At 48.0% G+C, this 20,442-nt stretch carries 17 protein-coding genes, 12 tRNA genes and 1 riboswitch (1 of these 30 running past the window's edge); of the genes, 27 read left to right on the forward strand and 2 right to left on the reverse strand.

Translation table 11 applies throughout. The annotated features are described in order from the left end of the window. The 15 genes from MY7_RS03355 to thiC form a co-directional block, all read left to right on the forward strand. A tRNA-Met gene (locus tag MY7_RS03355) sits at positions 1–42 on the forward strand; it begins 35 nt to the left of the window's first position. Between the two features lie 8 nt (positions 43–50). Then, positions 51–127, forward strand: a tRNA-Asp gene (locus MY7_RS03360). 10 nt (positions 128–137) lie between these two features. Further along, a tRNA-Phe gene (locus MY7_RS03365) sits at positions 138–213 on the forward strand. A 3-nt stretch (positions 214–216) separates the two neighbouring features. Then, a tRNA-Thr gene (locus tag MY7_RS03370) sits at positions 217–289 on the forward strand. 11 nt (positions 290–300) lie between these two features. Then, positions 301–385, forward strand: a tRNA-Tyr gene (locus tag MY7_RS03375). A gap of 10 nt (positions 386–395) precedes the next feature. Next, positions 396–469: transfer RNA gene (locus MY7_RS03380), tRNA-Trp, on the forward strand. A 29-nt stretch (positions 470–498) separates the two neighbouring features. Then, positions 499–574: transfer RNA gene (locus MY7_RS03385), tRNA-His, on the forward strand. A 9-nt stretch (positions 575–583) separates the two neighbouring features. After that, positions 584–655, forward strand: a tRNA-Gln gene (locus MY7_RS03390). A gap of 53 nt (positions 656–708) precedes the next feature. Continuing rightward, positions 709–783: transfer RNA gene (locus tag MY7_RS03395), tRNA-Gly, on the forward strand. A gap of 6 nt (positions 784–789) precedes the next feature. After that, positions 790–860, forward strand: a tRNA-Cys gene (locus tag MY7_RS03400). A 7-nt stretch (positions 861–867) separates the two neighbouring features. Next, positions 868–956, forward strand: a tRNA-Leu gene (locus tag MY7_RS03405). 244 nt (positions 957–1,200) lie between these two features. Further along, positions 1,201–1,282, forward strand: a tRNA-Leu gene (locus MY7_RS03410). 147 nt (positions 1,283–1,429) lie between these two features. After that, entirely contained in the window at positions 1,430–3,001 is a 1,572-nt protein-coding gene (locus MY7_RS03415; RefSeq protein ID WP_007610201.1) for a Na+/H+ antiporter NhaC family protein, read from the forward strand. Positions 3,002–3,086: 85 nt separating this feature from the next. After that, a complete protein-coding gene (locus tag MY7_RS03420) occupies positions 3,087–3,785 on the forward strand; it encodes a peptidase E (protein ID WP_029325987.1) in 699 nt (232 codons plus the stop codon). Positions 3,786–3,834: 49 nt separating this feature from the next. Next, a riboswitch (TPP riboswitch) is annotated at positions 3,835–3,945 on the forward strand. Positions 3,946–4,066: 121 nt separating this feature from the next. Then, on the forward strand, positions 4,067–5,836 hold the full coding sequence (thiC, locus tag MY7_RS03425; protein ID WP_007610204.1) for a phosphomethylpyrimidine synthase ThiC: 1,770 nt from the start codon (positions 4,067–4,069) through the stop codon (positions 5,834–5,836). 40 nt (positions 5,837–5,876) lie between these two features. On the opposite strand, the gene MY7_RS03430 is transcribed toward thiC, so the two are convergent. Beyond that, positions 5,877–7,232 (reverse strand): FAD-binding oxidoreductase, encoded by a 1,356-nt coding sequence (locus MY7_RS03430; RefSeq protein ID WP_029325986.1) that lies wholly within the window; start codon positions 7,230–7,232, stop codon positions 5,877–5,879. Positions 7,233–7,491: 259 nt separating this feature from the next. Between MY7_RS03430 and MY7_RS03435 the strand changes: the two genes are divergently transcribed. The 6 genes from MY7_RS03435 (at position 7,492) to MY7_RS03460 (ending at position 13,279) form a co-directional block, all read left to right on the forward strand. Then, entirely contained in the window at positions 7,492–7,671 is a 180-nt protein-coding gene (locus MY7_RS03435) for an FbpB family small basic protein (RefSeq protein ID WP_007610206.1), read from the forward strand. A 2-nt stretch (positions 7,672–7,673) separates the two neighbouring features. Then, positions 7,674–9,395 (forward strand): ABC transporter substrate-binding protein, encoded by a 1,722-nt coding sequence (locus MY7_RS03440; RefSeq protein WP_007610209.1) that lies wholly within the window; start codon positions 7,674–7,676, stop codon positions 9,393–9,395. Positions 9,396–9,463: 68 nt separating this feature from the next. Next, positions 9,464–10,420, forward strand: coding sequence for an ABC transporter permease (locus MY7_RS03445; RefSeq protein WP_007610211.1), 957 nt, complete (start codon positions 9,464–9,466; stop codon positions 10,418–10,420). A gap of 12 nt (positions 10,421–10,432) precedes the next feature. Continuing rightward, on the forward strand, positions 10,433–11,338 hold the full coding sequence (gene opp4C, locus MY7_RS03450) for an oligopeptide ABC transporter permease (protein ID WP_007610212.1): 906 nt from the start codon (positions 10,433–10,435) through the stop codon (positions 11,336–11,338). Then, positions 11,335–12,321 carry an ABC transporter ATP-binding protein gene (locus MY7_RS03455; protein WP_007610216.1) on the forward strand — a complete coding sequence of 329 codons (987 nt, stop codon included), beginning with the start codon at positions 11,335–11,337 and terminating at the stop codon, positions 12,319–12,321. The genes opp4C and MY7_RS03455 overlap by 4 nt, the downstream gene beginning before the upstream one ends. Then, positions 12,314–13,279: an ABC transporter ATP-binding protein gene (locus tag MY7_RS03460; RefSeq protein ID WP_007610218.1), complete on the forward strand. Its 966-nt coding sequence runs from the start codon at positions 12,314–12,316 to the stop codon at positions 13,277–13,279. Before MY7_RS03455 ends, MY7_RS03460 begins: the two co-directional genes overlap by 8 nt. Before the next feature lie 71 nt (positions 13,280–13,350). Here MY7_RS03460 and katA read toward each other — a convergent pair whose 3' ends face one another. Further along, positions 13,351–14,796: a catalase KatA gene (gene katA, locus MY7_RS03465; RefSeq protein ID WP_003155420.1), complete on the reverse strand. Its 1,446-nt coding sequence runs from the start codon at positions 14,794–14,796 to the stop codon at positions 13,351–13,353. A 256-nt stretch (positions 14,797–15,052) separates the two neighbouring features. Between katA and MY7_RS03470 the strand changes: the two genes are divergently transcribed. The 6 genes from MY7_RS03470 to rpsN all read left to right on the forward strand — a co-directional run bounded on the left by MY7_RS03470 (position 15,053) and on the right by rpsN (position 20,422). Then, positions 15,053–15,988: an amidohydrolase family protein gene (locus MY7_RS03470; RefSeq protein WP_007610230.1), complete on the forward strand. Its 936-nt coding sequence runs from the start codon at positions 15,053–15,055 to the stop codon at positions 15,986–15,988. Between the two features lie 223 nt (positions 15,989–16,211). Next, a complete protein-coding gene (locus MY7_RS03475) occupies positions 16,212–16,979 on the forward strand; it encodes an ABC transporter ATP-binding protein (protein WP_007610240.1) in 768 nt (255 codons plus the stop codon). A 15-nt stretch (positions 16,980–16,994) separates the two neighbouring features. Next, positions 16,995–17,984: an aliphatic sulfonate ABC transporter substrate-binding protein gene (locus MY7_RS03480; protein ID WP_007610242.1), complete on the forward strand. Its 990-nt coding sequence runs from the start codon at positions 16,995–16,997 to the stop codon at positions 17,982–17,984. Further along, positions 17,984–18,817, forward strand: a complete 834-nt coding sequence (locus tag MY7_RS03485; RefSeq protein WP_007610243.1) for an ABC transporter permease — start codon at positions 17,984–17,986, stop codon at positions 18,815–18,817. Before MY7_RS03480 ends, MY7_RS03485 begins: the two co-directional genes overlap by 1 nt. A 24-nt stretch (positions 18,818–18,841) precedes the next feature. Next, positions 18,842–19,978, forward strand: coding sequence for an FMNH2-dependent alkanesulfonate monooxygenase (gene ssuD, locus MY7_RS03490; protein ID WP_007610244.1), 1,137 nt, complete (start codon positions 18,842–18,844; stop codon positions 19,976–19,978). A 174-nt stretch (positions 19,979–20,152) separates the two neighbouring features. Then, the gene (rpsN, locus tag MY7_RS03495; RefSeq protein ID WP_007610245.1) at positions 20,153–20,422 is read left to right on the forward strand and encodes a 30S ribosomal protein S14; all 270 of its coding nucleotides are present in this window, start codon (positions 20,153–20,155) and stop codon (positions 20,420–20,422) included. Positions 20,423–20,442 lie beyond the last annotated feature (20 nt).

Genomic DNA, 20,442 nt, shown 5'->3' on the forward strand with positions numbered 1-20,442 from the left:
ATAACCCGAAGGTCGCAGGTTCAAATCCTGCCCCCGCAACCAAAAAAAATGGTCCGGTAGTTCAGTTGGTTAGAATGCCTGCCTGTCACGCAGGAGGTCGCGGGTTCGAGTCCCGTCCGGACCGCCATTTATAAAAAGGCTCGGTAGCTCAGTTGGTAGAGCAACGGACTGAAAATCCGTGTGTCGGCGGTTCGATTCCGTCCCGAGCCACCATTTGCCGGCCTAGCTCAATTGGTAGAGCAACTGACTTGTAATCAGTAGGTTGGGGGTTCAAGTCCTCTGGCCGGCACTCTAAATGATGGAGGGGTAGCGAAGTGGCTAAACGCGGCGGACTGTAAATCCGCTCCCTCAGGGTTCGGCAGTTCGAATCTGCCCCCCTCCACCATTTTATAAATAGGGGCATAGTTTAACGGTAGAACAGAGGTCTCCAAAACCTCCGGTGTGGGTTCGATTCCTACTGCCCCTGCCACTATTTTATTTATTCATCTTCAGATTATGGCGGTTGTGGCGAAGTGGTTAACGCACCAGATTGTGGCTCTGGCACTCGTGGGTTCGATTCCCATCAATCGCCCCATTTTATCATTGGGCTATAGCCAAGCGGTAAGGCAACGGACTTTGACTCCGTCATGCGTTGGTTCGAATCCAGCTAGCCCAGTTGCATTTTTTAAAAAACAACAGCATAAGATGTATTAAGTTCTTTTACATGTTGCGGAAGTAGTTCAGTGGTAGAACATCACCTTGCCAAGGTGGGGGTCGCGGGTTCGAATCCCGTCTTCCGCTCCAAATTACGGCGGCATAGCCAAGTGGTAAGGCAGAGGTCTGCAAAACCTTTATCCCCGGTTCGAATCCGGGTGTCGCCTTTCTATTGCCGGGGTGGTGGAATTGGCAGACACACAGGACTTAAAATCCTGCGGTAGGTGACTACCGTGCCGGTTCAAGTCCGGCCCTCGGCACCAATTTAACTTTGAACGAGCTATGTTAAATTGGTCTTCAGTTTTCACATTATAAAACATATATGAGAGTGATTTGCATATTGCAGATCACTTTTTTTATATAATAAAAACGTAATGACTATCAATATAAGTTTCTTGTTTGTACGTATATACTGCATTACCATTTAAAAAACTTTGCTAAAACCGTTGACGTTTTATGAAATACATGTTATATTTATATACGTCGGTTGAACACGACGCATTACATGCCGGTGTGGCGGAATTGGCAGACGCGCACGACTCAAAATCGTGTTCCTTCTGGAGTGCCGGTTCGACCCCGGCCACCGGTATACAAAGGCTTCTACATATTGTAGAAGCCTTTTTTGTTGTATGAAAATATCCTCCAAAGCTTGTGAAAACATGATACGCATGCAGATTGTATAAATCCGCTTTTTTCAAAGATACTAACAACTAGTTCTTTGAAAGAGGTGTTTTTTATGGAAGGGACTTGGGCTTGTCTTATCCCATTTATTCTGGTCATTCCCATTTCAATCATTACAAAGCAAGTGCAGTCCGGTCTGTTTGTCGGTTTGCTGGTCGGAAGCTATCTTTTGCATCCCAGCTTGCTTGGCGGGATTGAGCATATGGTTCAATATGTAATCAGCAACATTGTCGTCACCAATAATATTAGAATCATTGTGTTTCTATATTCATTTGCCGGCCTTGTAGGGATTATAAAGCTGACCGGCGGGATAAAAGGATTCGTCCATTTGATCAGTAAAAAAGTTAAAACCAAAAAAGGTGCGATGCTGCTTGCATGGCTGTCGACATTTGGCACGTTCAGTGAACCGGACTTTCGCATCGTCACAATTGCACCGATCATGAAAGCTTTAAGCAAGCGTCTGGACCTGTCGAAACAGAAAATTGCGTATGCCATTGAGTTTACGGCAAACCCTGTCATTGCCTTGATTCCGATAGCAACGGCATTTGTCGGCTACATGGTTTCTATTATCGGACAGGCCCTCAAAACGTCAGGAATGGATCAGCCGGCTTACACGGTGTATGTGAAAAGTATTCCCTTCAATTTTTTCTCCATTGTGATTATAGTAGTCGGGATTTATTACTGCTTTTTTAAGAAACAAAAAGCGGATGAAAGCTTAGAAAAAACAGAAAAGAGCGGACAAACTTCTGCTCGCAAACATAACAAAAATACGGAACCGATTCCGCGGAACAGCGGTGTGTTGCTTTCAAAAGGCTCAGGTTCATTCAACATGGAAACAGGGACGATCTCAGATATTCACGGTGAACATACGGGAATGTTCGAAAGTGATGAGCATGCTGACCAGCAGGAGGAGCTGGATTCGGCGCACCGTGCTTATATTAAGGAAACACCGATTCGGCCGTGGAACTTAATCATTCCGATCGGGCTGTTTTTGCTATTAACACTCTTTCTCAGCTGGTGGGACGGCCATTCAAAAGCACAAGGGTTTTTGAATGCTTTTATCAAAAGCGATATGCTTGGCGTCATGTTAACCGCATTATTGGCAGCGGTTATTGCAGCATTTGCTCTTTTTATGTTTCAGCGTTTTCATGCAGGTGAGCTTGTTACCCATTTTATTAAGGGCGGAAACGAATTGGTCAACGTTATTATTATGTTATCGCTGATTTGGGCCGTAACAGCAGTTTCTGAAGATCTGGGATTCTCGAAATATGTTACTTCTCATTTAACGTCCTGGATCCCCCATATGTTTATTGCGCCGTCTCTTTTTATACTAGGGGCTGTTATATCCTATTTTATCGGGTCATCCTGGGGGACTTGGGGGCTATTAATGCCGCTCGGCGTAACGCTGGCGGTTCAGTCACATACCAGCTTATTATTAGCGATCGGGGCTGTGTTTGCGAGCGGAACATTTGGAGCGTTTGCTTCTCCTCTCAGTGATAATACGGTGACAACCTGTACGGTGTTGGGGATCGATGTTGTGAAGTATGCCCGTTCGAAGCTTGTTCCGGCGCTTATTGCCGCAGGGATCTCCGTTGTGTTATACGGTGCGTTTTCATTTTTCAGATAACAAATACTTTTTGAAGGCGTTATCCGAAATTGGGATAACGTCTTTTTATGAGCTGTTATACTAGAGGAAAAAAGAGGCGATGACATTGAAGCAGATTATTGCAATGGGCGGCGGGGGGTTTTCCATGGAGCCTGATCATCTTGTGCTGGATCAGTATATTTTAGAGCAGTCGGTGCGGTCAAAGCCGAAAGTTTGTTTTTTGCCGACGGCAAGCGGAGATTCGGAGAATTATATCGGCAGGTTTTATCAGGCCTTTCAAAAGCTGCGGTGTGAGCCGGATCACTTATCGCTGTTTAAACCGCCGGGTTCTGATCTCAGATCCTTTCTCATGAAGAAAGATATTATATATGTCGGAGGCGGAAATACGCGCAATATGCTTGTCTTATGGAAAGAGTGGGGGCTTGACCTTATTCTTCGTGAGGCTTGGGAAAACGGCATCATGTTGGCGGGTCTCAGCGCCGGGGCGATTTGCTGGTATGAAGAAGGGTTGACGGATTCAGCTGGAGATTTGAGAGAGTTAAGAGCTTTAGGATTTTTGCCGGGCAGCTTTTGTCCGTACTATGACGGAGAAGCGGAGCGCCGGCCGGTGTATCACCGTCTGATTTCAGAAAAGAAACTCAGGGAGGGCTACGCCGCTGATGACGGCGCTGCGCTTCATTATAAAGACGGTCAGCTGTTCCGGGCTGTCTCTTCCCGGGAAACCGCAAAGGGTTATCGGGTTTTTAATACCGAAGAAGGCGTTCGGGAAACAGAGCTTATGACTGTCCCGTTATCTGAATTTTGATAATATGCTTTTTTTTGTACACAACTTATGTTACGATGAGAGCGAAATCAATAGTTACTGGGGGTGCCCGTCTTAGCGGGCTGAGAGAGAAGCGGCGGCTTCTTAACCCTTTGGACCTGATCTGGTTCGTACCAGCGTGGGGAAGTAAAGGTTTTATTATTGTTGATGAAAACAATAATAGTTTCTTTCTGACTGCAAAACCGGGTTCTTCTTTGAACCCGGTTTTTTTGTGCTGGTGCTGAGCTTGGTTCTGTTATTCAAATGATAAAGGAGAGATTTGTATGCAAAATCAATCAGTACAGCAAGCGAACATTTCCATTATGTCGAGTTTTTCCGGCAGTAAAAAGGTTTATGCAGAAGGTTCTTCGCCCGATATACGAGTGCCGATGCGGGAAATCAGTCTGAGTGCGACTACGGGGGCATTCGGGGAAGAGGAGAATGCGCCGGTCCGTGTTTATGATACGAGCGGGCCGTATACAGACCCGGATGTACAGATTGATATTCATGAAGGGCTGGGGGCGCTCCGCACAAAGTGGATTACCGGGCGCGATGTAGAAGAATATAACGGACGGACCGTGAAGCCTGAAGACAACGGTTATAAAAAAGAAGATCATGCTGCCGAATACCCCGGCCTACAGCGGAAACCGCTTCGGGCCAAGGCAGGGAAAAACGTTACACAATTGCATTATGCGAGAAAAGGCATCATTACGCCGGAAATGGAGTTTATCGCAATTCGCGAGCATGTGTCTCCCGAATTTGTCAGGGAAGAGGTGGCGAGCGGACGGGCGATTATTCCTTCTAACGTCAACCACCCGGAAAGCGAGCCGATGATTATCGGCCGGAATTTTCATGTGAAAATCAATGCAAATATCGGCAACTCGGCTGTTACATCTTCTATCGAAGAAGAAGTCGAAAAAATGACGTGGGCGATTCGCTGGGGCGCCGATACGATGATGGACTTATCCACGGGAAAAGACATTCATACGACGCGTGAATGGATTATCCGCAACTGCCCCGTGCCTGTGGGGACGGTGCCGATTTATCAGGCACTTGAAAAAGTTAATGGCATTGCCGAGGATTTAACGTGGGACATTTATCGTGACACATTGATTGAGCAGGCGGAGCAGGGCGTGGATTATTTCACCATCCATGCCGGCGTACTGCTTCGTTACGTCCCGTTAACGGCCAAACGCACGACGGGAATTGTTTCCCGCGGCGGGGCGATTATGGCGCAATGGTGCCTCGCTCATCATCAGGAAAGCTTTCTGTACACGCATTTTGAAGAAATTTGTGAAATCATGAAGACCTATGATATCGCTTTTTCTCTTGGTGACGGGCTTCGCCCAGGTTCGATTGCGGATGCCAATGATGAAGCGCAGTTTGCGGAATTGGAGACTCTCGGAGAATTGACGGAGATTGCGTGGAAGCACGATGTGCAAGTGATGATCGAAGGACCGGGTCATGTGCCGATGCATAAAATTAAGGAAAACATGGACAAGCAGCTGGAAATTTGTAAAGAGGCGCCTTTTTACACGCTCGGGCCATTAACGACGGATATCGCTCCGGGTTATGACCACATTACTTCAGCAATCGGCGCGGCGATGATCGGCTGGTACGGGACGGCGATGCTTTGCTATGTCACGCCGAAGGAGCATTTGGGGCTGCCGAATCGTGATGATGTAAGAGAAGGCGTCATTACGTACAAAATCGCGGCACATGCCGCAGACCTTGCTAAAGGGCATCCGGGTGCACAGATCCGTGACGATGCTCTGTCTAAGGCGCGGTTTGAATTCCGTTGGCGTGATCAATTTCATTTGTCGCTTGATCCTGAAAGAGCAATGGAATATCATGATGAAACGCTGCCGGCTGAAGGCGCAAAAACGGCTCACTTCTGTTCGATGTGCGGTCCGAAGTTCTGCAGCATGAGAATTTCTCAGGATATTCGTGATTATGCGAAGGAAAACGGACTTACTGAAGACGAGGCCGTCAACGAAGGCCTGAAAGAAAAAGCAAAAGAGTTTGCAGAAAAGGGAAGCCGCTTATATCAATAAAAGAAAAGATGAAGATGGAGTTTGCCCATCTTCATCTTTTTTAGAAAAACGGTGAACGGCGAAGCGGCGGAATGCTCTGTTCAAAGCGGAATATATTTTCGGGATCATATTTCGTTTTGACTTGACGGAGGCGGTGAACATTTTCTCCGTAATATGTTTGCAGCCAGTTTCTGATTTCTCTATCAGGCCAATTCACGTAATCTCCCATCGGTTCTCTTGATAGGGACGTTCTCAGTCCTTCGATCCAGCGGACATTTTGTCTTTCTTCTTCAGCAGATGTCCAAGTTGTAATATATTCTTGGGCAATGATTGCGTTGCGATAGTAGAATGCCGTTTGGTCCGGAGCGATCCGTCCGGCCGCCCCGCCGAGAGATTGCTGCCAGACACTGGCGTTTTCGTTCGGAGCGTGCTCTAAATAGCGCTTTAAAGTGGAAATCGCGCGTGTTGATAATGGTTTTTCAATAAAGGATCCTGACCGCTTCATCTTTTGCGGCTGATTGCCTCCCGGGCTGTTAAAAAAGGCTGCCGCTTTAATAAATGGCACTGTCTTGACCATGCCGCTTGTCGGTTTTCCCGCTTTCATTAACGGAGCCAGCAGTTCTTTCAGCTCATCCTTTGTCCCGGTAAATTGACCGAGCGCTTCTATGCGGTTTACTTCTTTAGGCCAGAACTGAATTGATGAGGTAAGCCGGTTGTCTGTAAATGGAGCCCAGCGCTGCCATGTGTTAAATACTTCCTCAAAATCATCCCAGCCCCAAGTGACAGAAAAAACAGACACGCACGAGATCGGCACGGCTTTAAACATCATGGATGTGACAATGCCGAAGTTGCCTCCCCCTCCTCCCTGAGACGCCCAAAATAGATCAGAGTGCTTTGAACGGTTGACTGTGATCAAGTCAGCACCCGCTTTTTCGTCCGCTATGATCATTTCGAGCTGGAGGAGACGATCGCAAGTAAGTCCGGCTGTCCTTGTTAAATATCCGATTCCTCCCCCGAGCGTCAGCCCCGTGATTCCCACATTCGCAATGGTCCCCGCAGGAAGGGTCAAGCCGTACCGCCAGAGTGTCCGGTAGACTTCCCCCAATTCGGCTCCCGCTTCAATCGAGACCAGCCGCTTATCCTCATTTACTCTTATTTTCTTCATTTCACTGAGATCAATGACTAGTCCGTCATTTAACAGGGAAAAATTTTCGTAGCTGTGTCTTCCGCCTCTGATACGGAAAGGCACATTGTTCTCACGTGCCCATCTCAGCGCATTGAGGGCGTCATGTTTATTTTGACAAAACACAATGATGTCTGGATATCTTTGCAGGCTTAAATTGATATTGGTTCTCGCAGCATTATAGTCCGGGTCATCTTTTTTGACGATGCGACCGGTCAATGTTGTCTTTTCCACATTCTCACTCACTTTCACTTGTAATCTGCTATGTTTTCTAGCATATGCGGAAAAATGAGAGAGTGTATGAGGAAAACCCCCGGAAGGAAACGACATTCTAAATTATAGTTGACAGGTAGGGATTGTATGAATTAACATAATCATTACATATTTCCAAACGATGGCTGATCGGATCACCGAAGGCTCTTATCTTTTAAACAGATAAGGGCTTTTTTTGTGTGAAAGTCATTGAATGAAATGAAAAGCGGAGGGATGAAAAATGGCGTTAAAAAAGGTATCACATGTGCGCAAAAAGAGCAAAAAACGAAAAAAGTACAGAAAACGCACACTGAATTTCGAACTGCTTGTAGAGAAAAACAAACGGGAGATTATGAGAAATGAGAAACAGATGGAGCAGATTTATATAAAGATAGATGAAAAGCATGCGGGGGTTCGATAAAGATGAAGGGGAGAAAATGGAGGATAAAAACAACGGTACTCGCGCTGTCGGTATCCATCATGTTATCAGGGTGCGCGTTAGGGAGTGCCGCGGAAGAACCGTCATCTGCGGCGGATAAAAAGGAAGAAACACGTATTGCTCATGTCAAGACAAAGGAATTTAAAGCTTCTCATCCGGCGGCGATTCCCGCTAAATCGAAAGCCAGAACTGACACTTTTGTTGCTGGGATTTCCGCGCCGGGCGGCGTGTTTCTGCCGTACTTTTACGAAAACGGCTGGGACGGAAATGCGACAGATCCTATTTTTGAACCGTTAGTCAAACTGGATAAAACGGGGAAGCCTGCCCCGGCTCTTGCGGAAAGCTGGAAAATTTCCAAAGATCAGCTTACATACACGTTCCGTTTAAGAAAAAATCTCGTTTTCAGCGACGGTTCACCGCTGAACGCAAAGGATGCCGCATTCACTTTAACACTGCTGCATGATCCTGCATACGCGGGCTATGAAGATATCACCACGGCCTATATTAAAGGCGGTAAGGCTTACAAAGAAGGAAAGGCAAAGACGATAGAGGGCATTCGCGTTCTTGATGACAGAACCATTCAAATCACGACTGAGAAAGTCAGTGCGAAGTCGCTGCTTCTTTTGGGAGGGCAGGTGCTGTCAGAAGCCTACTACGGGAAGAAATATCAATTCGGCAAACTGGATTATTTAAAAGAGCTTTATGCCAAACCGCTCGGAGCGGGACCATATCAATTTACAGAATATCTTCCGGGACAGGAAATACGCTATCAGGCTAATGAGCACTATTATGCCGGAAAACCGAAAACCGAAAAGCTGATTTATAAAATTATTGATCCGTCAACTTCCCTTCAGCTGTTTGAAACGGGTGACCTTGATTACGCTTCTTTCTCACCTGATGATGATACGGTTCAGCATTTAAAAAGTCTCGGTTTTGCCAATATAAGCGTATCTGTCGTGAATGATTACGGGCTTGTGTACGTCAATCACAAGCGTCCGCCTTTTCAAGATAAGAAAGTGTCCCAGGCGCTTATTTACGGACTTGACCGTCAAAAAATCGTCGATGTCCGCTTTAAACGCTATGGAGAGGTCGCGAATGTTCCGGTGTCTCCGGTTTCGTGGGCTTATGATGACAAAGGTGTCAATCGGTACGCGTTTAACCCTGAAAAAGCCAAAAAGCTTCTCGATGAAGCAGGCTGGAAAACGGGCAAAGACGGTGTACGTGAAAAAAACGGCAAAAAGCTTGAAATCAGCTATTACACGTCTAAAGCGGATGATGATTTCATCCCGATCGCGAAAGAAAATTACGCGGACATCGGAATCGCATTAAAACCGGAAGTGATGGATTTTAATACGGAAGTAGCGAAAATAAATGACAAACAATATGACCTTGCCGCCGTTTCCACCTCGCAGATTCTTGATCCGAATGACACGGTGGAAAAGCTGGCTTCCGGCCATCCCAATAATGTAACGGGATATTCCAATCCGAAAGCGGACCGGCTGATAGAGAAAGGAGCCGGCACGCTTGATATCAGCAAAAGAAAAGAGATTTATCACCAGCTGTACCGGGAGCTCGGGGAAAACCCGCCTTACATTCTGATTCATTACCGTCAGAGCGCAAGGGCGGTCAGCGGAAAAATAAAAGGGCTTGAGCCTGACAATTATACTGGAATCAGTTCAAGTCTCTCAAATGTCTCAATTCAATAGAACGGTTGGGCAAAATACCCGGTGCATCCTGGGGATTTTGCCCTTTCAGCGGAAAGGAGGGGCTTTTTATGAAACGGTATGCCGCAGAACGATTCATTCAAATGCTTGTGATCTTATTCGGTACGTCCTTTATTATTTTTTTCTTATTCGCCATGCTGCCGGGCGACTATATTGATTCCAATGTCAATCTGACTCCGGAAAGAGCGAAGGAGTTAAAAGCGCTTTACGGGCTGGATCAGCCGATTTGGCAGCGCTATGTGACGTGGCTCGGAAATGTGCTCAGCGGAGATTTTGGGTTTTCTTTGAAATATCAGGAGAACGTCCTGTCACTGCTTCGGAAATATGTCTGGAATTCGTTTTTTGTCGCGTTTTTGGCGTTGCTTGTCACATGGTCAGCCGCAATGATAACGGGTGTCATATCCGCTGTCAGGAAATACTCATGGTTTGACGGGATCGTGACGTTTCTTGTTTTTGCTTCCATGGCGTTCCCGTCTTTTTTTATCAGCCTTCTGTTTATTAAGTGGTTTGGGGTGGATTTGAAAATATTGCCCGTCGGCGGGATGATTGATACCGGAAGCACGAGTACAGGTTTTTCGTACGTGCTTGAAGCCGCCAGACATATGATTCTTCCGGTCGTGATTTTATCTATGCTCGGCATCGGCTCGCTGACAAGGTATTTCCGCTCCGGCATGCTGGACGTGATCAGACAGGATTATATCAGAACGGCGAGAGCGAAGGGATTGAAAGAGCGCACCGTCATCTGGAAACATGCGTTGAAAAACGCGCTCATTCCGGCCATCACCCTGCTTGCTTTTGAACTGCCGGGACTGTTTTCCGGAGCCATCATTATTGAACAGATTTTCGGGTGGCCGGGTGTCGGACGTATTCAGCTGGAATCTGTGCATTATCGTGATTATCCGGTTTTGATGGCGTTTACCTTGTTTTTGTCTTGTTTAACGATTGTGGGGAACTTCTTGGCGGATATCGCTTATGCCGCGGTTGATCCGCGGGTCAGGCTGAAATAGGGGGTGTTCGGAATGAAAAAACAAAAAGGGGTGCCGCCTTCTCTTTGGAAGCAGACGTACCGCCGCCTGCTGCAGCATAAGCTGACGGTCATCAGTCTTCTTTTCTTATGTTTTATGTTTTTATTGTGCTTTATCGGGCCGTCTTTTTCTCCGTACATAACAGATCGGACGGATATTTCAAATGCCAATCAGCAGCCGGGAATCCATCATTGGCTGGGAACCGACCAGTACGGGAGAGATGTGCTGACGAGGCTGATGCTGGCGGGGCAGATTTCTCTGACCGTGGGGCTTGCTTCAATGGTGATGTCGCTTGTCATCGGTTCTTTACTCGGGGCTGCGGCCGGATTTTATCGGGGAGCCGCTGATATGATCATTATGCGCATCGCTGATATGCTCATGTCCATCCCGGGCCTGCCGCTGCTTTTGATTTTGGCTGCGGTGATGTCGGAGTGGAAAGTGCCTTCTGAATATAGAATGTACCTGATAATGATGATGTTAAGCCTGATCGGATGGCCCGGTTTGGCGCGGCTTGTACGCGGACAGATTTTGTCGCTGAAGGAGCAGCCGTTTATGATGGCCGCGGAAGTTTTGGGGCTTAGTGATAAACGGAAAATCCTCTATCATTTGCTTCCCAATACATTGCCGTTATTACTGGTAGCGGCGACTTTGCATGTGGCGGGAGCGATGCTGAGTGAATCGGCGCTGAGTTTTCTCGGGCTTGGCGTTGCTCCGCCCACACCTTCTTGGGGAAACATGATGGAAACGGCGAATCATTTTATGGATTTTACACTCCGCCCATGGCTGTGGATTCCGCCGGGAACGGCCATTTTTCTGACCGTTGTGGCGATTCATCTGCTTGGAGACGGTTTAAGAGACGCTTTTGATCCTAAGGTAAAACGGCAGGTGAAAATGAAATGAAAAAACCGCTTTTAGAAGTGAGGCATTTGGAAACGGCTTTTTATACAGAGGAGGGGGCGGTAAAGGCCGTGGACGATGTCAGCTTTACGATACATGAGGAGGAAACGGTTTGTATTGTAGGGGAGTCCGGCTGCGGGAAAAGCATAACGTCATTGTCCATTATGCAGCTTCTTCCCGAGACGGGGAGAATCGAACGGGGAGCGGTGCATTTTTCCGGACGGAACCTGTTGGAATTGAAACCAAAAGACATGCAGAAAATCCGCGGCAGCGAAATCGGGATGATATTTCAGGAACCGATGACATCTTTGAATCCGGTGTTTACAATCGGTGAGCAGCTGACCGAACCGATTCGCGAACATTTGTTGTTGAGTAAGAAAGAAGCATGGCGGAAGGCCGTTGAACTGATCACGTTAGTGGAGATCCCGCATGCCGAGCAGGTTATGCACCGATATCCTCATGAGCTGAGCGGCGGCATGCTGCAGCGCATCATGACGGCTGTCGCGCTAAGCTGCGAACCGAAATTGATCATTGCCGACGAGCCAACGACAGCGCTTGACGTAACCATTCAGGCGCAGATATTGGATTTATTGCGGGATATGAAAAAGCAATTTCGCACGTCTATTTTATTCATTACTCATGACCTTGGCGTGGTTGCTGAAATGGCTGATTATGTGATTGTCATGTATGCGGGAAAAATTGTGGAGGAAGGACCGGTTGCAAGGCTGTTTTCTGATCCGAAGCATCCGTATACGAAAGGGCTGCTCGCGGCCAAGCCGGTTATCGGTCAAAGAAGGGAGATGCTGTACACCATTCCGGGGCAGGTCCCCGAGCTTGCGGACCTGTCGGGATCGTCTTGTTATTTTGCGGACCGATGTGAACACAGCACGGAAATATGCCGGAAATCGAGCCCGCATTTTACTGAATTCGGGAAGGGGCATCAGGCGGCGTGCTGGCTTTACAGAGAGGAGAAAGCAGATGAGTGATGTGTTGCTAGAGGTCAAGGGGCTGAAAAAATATTACGAGGAGCATGGGGGGATGAGAAAGACCCGCAAAAATCCCGTAAAAGCAGTTGACGGTGTCAGTTTTACAATAGGAAAGGGAGAAGTGTTCGGCTTAGCGGGAGAATCGGGCAGCGGAAAGTCATCAATCGGCAAAACTATTTTGAGGCTTCATGAAAAAACAGAGGGAGAGGTGTTTTTTCAGGGGCGTGATGTGTTCCGGATGAGCCGGCGCGAGCTCAAAACTTTCAGATCAGAAGCGCAGCTCATCTTTCAAGATCCGTTCAGTTCTTTAAATCCCCGGCGCCGGATCGGAGAAGCTATCGGTGAAGCGATGATCGAGCATCAATTGGCGGTGAAGCGGAACGTGCGTGATAAAGCGGCGGAAGTTCTTGAAGCCTGCGGACTTTCCGCAAACTTTATCGATCGATATCCGCATGAATTTTCCGGAGGGCAGCGGCAGCGGATCGTGATTGCAAGAGCGATGGCGCTCAAGCCGCAATTTATCATTATGGATGAACCCGTGGCGGCGTTAGATGTCTCCATCCAGGCGCAGATGATCAATTTGTTCAGCAGCCTTCAAAAACAGCACGGGCTGTCATATTTGTTCATTTCTCATGATTTAAGCGTGGTGGAGCACTTATGTACGAAGGTCGCCGTTATGTATTTAGGGACGATTGTGGAATACGCGTCAAAAGAGGAGCTCTTTTCACGGCCGCTTCACCCTTATACGAAAGCGCTGTTATCAGCCGTGCCTGTTCCTGATCCCGGAGCGAAAAGGGAGCGGATAATTTTAAAGGGTGATATACCGAGCCCCTCTGATCCGCCTTCAGGCTGTAAATTCCGAACGAGATGCCCGGCAGCCAAGAAGATATGTGCTGAGAAAAGTCCGGCGCTGTCAGAAAAAGGGCTTCAACATTTTGCGGCATGCCACTTCGTGTAATTGAGAAAAAAACGGTTTTATTGATAATAAACAGGGAAAACCTGCCGCGCAGACCGGCAGGTTTTTTGATGTTATTTTGGTGATGGCAGTCCGAGTCCTTCGGCAACGCGTCTGCCGTACTCAGGATCAGCCTTGTAGAAGTGGCCGATCTGGCGCAGCTTAATTTCTTCTTTTTCCACAGGCTTCATCGCACTGACGATATTGGCGACAAGGCGCGCGCGCTCTTCCTCGCTCATCAGGCGGTACAGGTCGCCGGCTTGTGTGTAATGATCATGATGATTATAGCTTACACTGTCAGCGAAACCTGATACAGGATATGCCGCCTGTTTATCTTCAGGTGACTCTTTCGGGCCGCCGAAGCTGTTAGGCTCGTAATAGACGGAGCGGCCGCCGTTATCATCAAAACGCATTTGTCCGTCACGCTGATAGTTTTTCACTTCATTGCGGGAACGGTTGATCGGCAGCGCCTGATGGTTCGCGCCGACACGGTAGCGATGCGCGTCATGGTATGCGAACAACCGGCCTTGAAGCATTTTGTCAGGTGAGACGTCGACGCCGGGGACTAATGTGCCGGGAGAGAACGTCGCCTGTTCTACTTCTGCAAAGTAATTTTCCGGATTGCGGTTCAGAACCATGCGGCCGACTTCAATGAGCGGATAGTCTTTTTGAGACCATACTTTTGTGACGTCAAACGGATCAAAGCGATATGTGTTTGCGTCTTCTAACGGCATGATTTGAACATATAATTTCCATGCGGGGAAATCGCCGTTTTCAATCGCATTGAACAAATCTTCCGTATGGTAATCGGGATTTTCACCCGCGATTTTTGCGGCTGTATTAACATCAAGGTTTTTCACGCCTTGCTCTGTTTTAAAGTGATATTTAATCCAGACGCCTTCGCCTTTATCATTTGTCCATTTAAATGTATGGCTTCCGAATCCGTGCATATGGCGAAGAGTCGCCGGAATGCCCCGGTCTGACATCAGAATGGTTACCTGGTGCAGGGATTCCGGCGACAGAGACCAGAAATCCCAAACGGCCGTCGGATTTTTCAGATGTGTTCTCGGATCTCTTTTTTGTGTATGGATAAAGTCAGGGAACTTGATGGCATCGCGGATGAAGAACACGGGCGTATTGTTTCCGACGATGTCGTAGTTTCCTTCTTCTGTATAAAACTTAACGGCAAATCCGCGCGGGTCGCGCACTGTGTCACTAGAGCCCAGTTCGCCCGCAACGGTTGAGAAACGGATGAAGAGCGGCGTGCGTTTTCCGACTTCTGACAGAAATGCGGCTTTCGTATATTTTGTAACGTCATTTGTGACTTCAAAATAACCGTGTGCGCCCGCGCCTTTTGCGTGAACGACACGCTCGGGAACGCGTTCTCTGTTAAAGTGCGCCAATTTCTCAAGCAGATGGACGTCTTGTATTAAAGCAGGACCGCGATCGCCGGCCGTCATTGAGTTTTGGTTATCTCCGACAGGAGCGCCCCAGCTGGTTGTCAATTTATTTGAACTCATGTGATCACCTCTTTAGATTTATAAAAACATAATATCACCTATCAGTAAAAAGTCAATATTATTTTATAATGATTATAAAATGATTATTTTTATTATCGAAAAAAGAGTTTGGATTTGAAAGCCTACTTGACTGACGGGAATAATGAGTTTAAGATGAGAAAAAACAGAAACCGCTGACTTGGACACAAGAGGCTCTTATTCTTCACTGGATAAGGGCCTTTTTTTATTGTCAGGCGGTAAGGGAGGCGGCGATTGTATGCTTTTCCGGCAGCATTTTAAACCTGTCGATATTCACGGTCATCTGCCGTACAGCCTTTATTTCGGCAAAAACGATAAGACATTTTCCGATTATAACCGGGAGCGGTCAGAAAGAATGAATCTGACTTGGGATTTTCCTGATCCGCATGATGTTGATGGCGATGAGGGCGAAATCGCTTTGATGACAAGATGGGAGAATGAATTAGATAAGTACGGCATTGACGTGCTGAATTTTTTAACAGCAGAGAGCAATGACCGGATGGCGGCGTTTATTCAAGCCAATCCCACGAGATTTACCGGATTTGCATATCATCCTTTGGAGCGGGAGGATGCGTATGAAGAGCTGAAAAGAGCGGTAGAAGAGCTCGGTCTGAAAGGATATAAACTGTTCGGGCCGCTGACAGACATCGATTTTCATGATCCGTCGCTGAAAAAGCTGTGGACGTATCTGGCTGACAAAAGGCTGCCTGTATTAATTCACTTCGGGCTTTTAGGAAGAGCGGGGGGCATTGTCAGCCATCGCAACATCAACCCGCTCTCCATCTATCGCGTCGCGAGAGAGTATGCTGATATACCGTTCATCATTCCGCATTTCGGCGCCGGATATTATCAGGAACTGCTGCAGCTGTGCTGGAGCTGCCCGAATGTGTATATTGACACGTCCGGCTCAAATCAGTGGATGAGGTGGATGCCGTACCCGCTTGATTTGGAAATTCTGTTTCGAAAGACATCTGAATTAATCGGTGCTGAACGGATCATCTTCGGGACGGATTCGAACGGATTTCCGAGAGGATATGTATACAGATATCTTCAGGAGCAGGTGAGGACCTGCCGGGAAATCAATATGCGGGAAGAAGATATAGAAAACATTTTCGGCAACAACGCGCGGACATTATTGAAAATCGCCCGCCAAGAAAAGGAAGTGAATACGTGATACAGCCGATGCGCTCTCTGGCAGGGTTATGCCGGAGGGCGTATTTTAATCCTTATAAAAAACAGTTGACAAGTCGGAATAATTTGAATTAACATGATATTCAAATTTAAAAACAAACGGGTTGCCGATCGGACCGCCGAAGGCTCCCATCTCTGCAAGCAATCGGAGATGGGGGTCTTTTTGTTTTTCGATCGCACGCGGCGAAAAGAGAGGGGGAAGACAGATGGCTGTAACCATCAGCATACAAGAAAAAGTTTTTGAGCATGAAGGCCGGAAAACGCCGGTGCTGAATGATATTGAGCTGTCAATTGCATCGGGAGAATTTTTGACTGTCATCGGGCCGAGCGGATGCGGCAAAAGCACGCTTTTAAAATTGATTGCCGGTCTTGATACCGATTATAAAGGCTCTGTCACAATAAACGGCCGCAATGTGTCGGGACCGGGCATCCGTCAGGGATTTATCTTTCAGGAGCACCGGCTGTTTCCCTGGCTGACGGTAAAACAAAACATCGCTGCCGATCTCAATATGAACGACCCGGCCGTTCGGAAAAAAGTGGATGATCTGATTGAGGTTGTCAGGCTGCAGGGAGCGGAGAACGCTTATCCGCGCGAATTATCCGGCGGCATGTCGCAGCGGGTTGCCATCGCCAGAGCCCTTTTGCGCGAGCCGGAGGTGCTGCTTTTAGATGAACCGTTCGGGGCGCTTGACGCTTTTACGAGAAAACATTTGCAGGATGTGCTGCTTGATATATGGCGCGAGAAAAAAACGACGATGATTCTGGTCACGCATGATATTGATGAATCCGTCTATTTAGGCGATAAGCTGGCGATCCTCAGGGCAAAGCCCGGCCGGCTGCACAGCCTGATGCCGATTCAGCTTCCGCATCCGCGCAATCGGACGTCAGCGGATTTTCAGGCCGTCCGGCAGAAGGTGCTTTCTGAGTTTGAGAAAACGGAAGACCTCCGGTTTGCGGATGGGTCCGGGATATAGAAGGGACGAAGCGAAGTGAAAAAAATCATCATTCTTTTAGCCGCAGCAGTCATGATATCAGCCGGATGCAGTGCAAACGGGACAGGAGGGAGCGGGAAAACGGTGAAAGAAATCCGGATCGGCATCCAGCAGAGTTTAAGCCCGCTTCTCATTGCCAAGGAAAAAGGCTGGTTTGAAGAGGCCTTCAAAAAAGACGGAATAAAAGTAAAATGGGTCGAATTCCAAAGCGGTCCTCCGCAATTTGAAGGTCTTGCCGCCGATAAGCTTGATTTTTCCCAGGTCGGCAATTCACCGGTCATTTCCGGTCAGGCGGCAGGAATTGATTTTAAAGAGATCGGGCTGTCTCAGGACGGGTTAAAGGCAAACGGCATTCTCGTAAACAAGGGCAGCGGGATTCAGAGCCTGAAAGAATTGAAAGGTAAAAAAATCGCCGTAGCCAAAGGCAGCAGCGGCTTTGATTTTCTCTATAAAGCTTTAGATAAAGCGGGTCTTTCCGCCGATGACGTCACCATCATCCAGCTTCAGCCTGATGAGGCGGTTTCCGCTTTTGAAAACAAATCAGTTGACGCATGGTCCATTTGGGAGCCGTATTTGTCGATTGAAACGCTGCAGCACGGGGCGGAAATATTGGCGAACGGAGAAAGCACAGATTTATATTCTCCCGGTTTCACGTTAGTCAGAACGGGATTTTCCAAAGAACACCCGGATGAGGTGGTCCGTTTTCTGAAAGTGTTCAATAAAGCAGTTACATGGCAAAAGGAACACAAAGATGAAGCTGTCTCCTTATATGCGAAAATCAAACATCTTGATCCGAAAGTCGTCAGAAACGTGCTTAACAATACTGAGCCTCTCAATGAACCGATCAATGATGATATTGTCAAAGCCCAGCAGGAAACCGCTGATTTTCAATATCAAACAAAAGCGATTCATAAGAAAATTCATGTAAAAGACGTTGTTGACAATTCATTTATTAAAAAAGCGCTTGAAACGGGGGATGGCAAGTAATGAAAGCAGAAGCATCAACGGCTGCCGGCGCAATAAGCCAATCAGAAAAGAAAGCTCTGGCAAGATCCCGGAAGTATTCATACCAATGGATGAAGGGGGTTGTACTCCCGGCTGCGGTCATCGCAGTATGGCAGTTTATCGCAAGTCTGGGCATCGTCTCGGCCACGGTGCTCCCGTCGCCTGTCGTCATCTTGCAGACGTTTCAGGAACTTCTTCTTTCAGGTGAACTTTGGGGTCATTTAGAGATCAGCTTATACCGGGCGGCTGCCGGATTTCTGCTTGGCGCTGGCCTCGGAATTGTTTTCGGGCTGCTGGTCGGTTTCTCAAAGCGGACGGAAGCATATCTTGATCCGTCTCTGCAAATGCTCAGAACGGTTCCGCACTTGGCCGTGACTCCTCTGTTCATTTTGTGGTTCGGATTTGATGAGACATCAAAAATTCTGCTGATCGCATTGGGGGCTTTTTTCCCCGTGTACATTAATACGTTTCTCGGAATCCGCAGTGTGGACGCGAAGCTGTTTGACGTCGCGCGGGTGCTGGAATTTAATTGGTATCAGCAGATGACGAAATTAATTCTTCCGGCATCTCTGCCGAATATCCTGCTCGGCATCAGGCTCTCTCTAGGCATTGCGTGGCTCGGTCTCGTGGTGGCGGAACTGATGGGATCGAGCGAGGGCGTCGGTTATATGATTATGGATGCCAGACAATTTTCACAGACAAATAAGGTGTTTGTCGGCATTATCATTTTTGCGGCTGTCGGTAAGCTGACAGATGCATTGGTCAGAATGCTCGAACGGAAACTATTAAAATGGCGGAACAGTTATGAAGGGTAACCTATTAAAAAAGGGGAGATTCATATGGAGATTCTTTGGTTTATTCCGACGCATGGTGACGGCCGGTATTTAGGGACGCAAACGGGAGGGAGAACGGCGGATCATCTTTATTTTAGACAAGTGGCACAGGCGGCGGACAGACTCGGGTATACGGGGGTTCTGCTGCCGACGGGGAGATCATGTGAAGACCCGTGGCTGACGGCTGCCGCTTTAGCGGGGGAAACGAGTGACTTGAAATTTTTAGTGGCGGTCCGTCCGGGACTGATGCAGCCGTCTGTCGCCGCGAGAATGGCGTCGACAATGGATCGGTTGTCAGACGGCCGTTTGCTCGTAAATGTCGTAGCGGGCGGAGATCCTTATGAACTGGCGGGAGACGGTATGTTTATCAGCCACGATGAACGTTATAAGGCGACTGAAGAATTTTTAACCGTCTGGCGCGGACTCATGCGGGGCGAAACGGTGACATATGAAGGGGACCATATCAAAGTGGAAAACAGCAATCTGCTGTTTCCGCCAAAACAGTCTCCGCATCCGCCCTTATATTTCGGCGGTTCATCACAGGCGGGAATTGAGGCTGCGGCGAAACATACAGATGTCTATTTAACATGGGGAGAGCCGCCGGAGCAGGTAAAAGAAAAGATTGAAACCGTTAAAAAACAGGCTGCCAAGGAAGGAAGGACGATGCGTTTTGGCATCAGACTTCACGTGATTGTCCGGGAGACTGAGGAAGAGGCATGGGAAGCGGCTGAACGATTAATCAGCCACTTAGACGAAGAGACGATTGCGAAAGCGCAGGCTGCGCTCCGGCGCGCTGATTCATCGGGACAAAAACGGATGGCCGATCTCCATAACGGTGACCGCTCGAAGCTTGAGATCAGCCCGAATCTCTGGGCCGGCATCGGACTGGTCAGAGGCGGAGCGGGCACGGCGCTTGTCGGTGATCCGCAGACCGTCGCTGCTCGAATTTTAGAGTATCAGGCACTCGGCATTGAATCGTTTATCTTTTCAGGTTACCCGCATCTGGAAGAAGCTTATTATCTGGCTGAACTCGTGTTTCCGCTTCTGCCGTTTCAGAATGAACGGACTAAAAAGCTTGAGCGCAGACTGGGTGAAGCAATGGGCAACGACCATTTTGCAAGAGGAAATAAAGCGACAGTCTGATGACGTCGCAAGGCGGATAATTGATGGCGGGCGCTTTCTGCGGTTTCATTTCCGGGGAAATGCCGGCAGTGAAGGCGGGTATTCACCCGCCTTTTTAAGCGCTTAGCTTGCACGATACTCATATGGATGATATGATACAAAACGTAATTATTACGATTTGTTAGGAGCGCTGAAATGGCAAAAAAATCAAAAGTGATCAAAGAGCTCAAGCGGCAGAAGCTTGTTGAACAATATGCGGACATCCGAAGAGAATTAAAGGCAAAAGGCGACTGGGAAGCGCTGAGCAAACTGCCGCGTGATTCTGCTCCGGCCAGGCTTCATAACCGCTGTACGGTGACGGGGCGGCCCCGCGGATATATGAGAAAATTTAAATTGTCCAGAATCGCATTCAGGGAGCTGGCCCATAAAGGCCGGATTCCCGGGGTGAAAAAAGCGAGCTGGTAATGTAAAAAACTCCGGATCTA

The organism is Bacillus sp. 5B6 (genome assembly GCF_000259405.1).
In the GTDB taxonomy this organism is placed as follows: Bacteria; Bacillota; Bacilli; order Bacillales; family Bacillaceae; genus Bacillus; species Bacillus velezensis.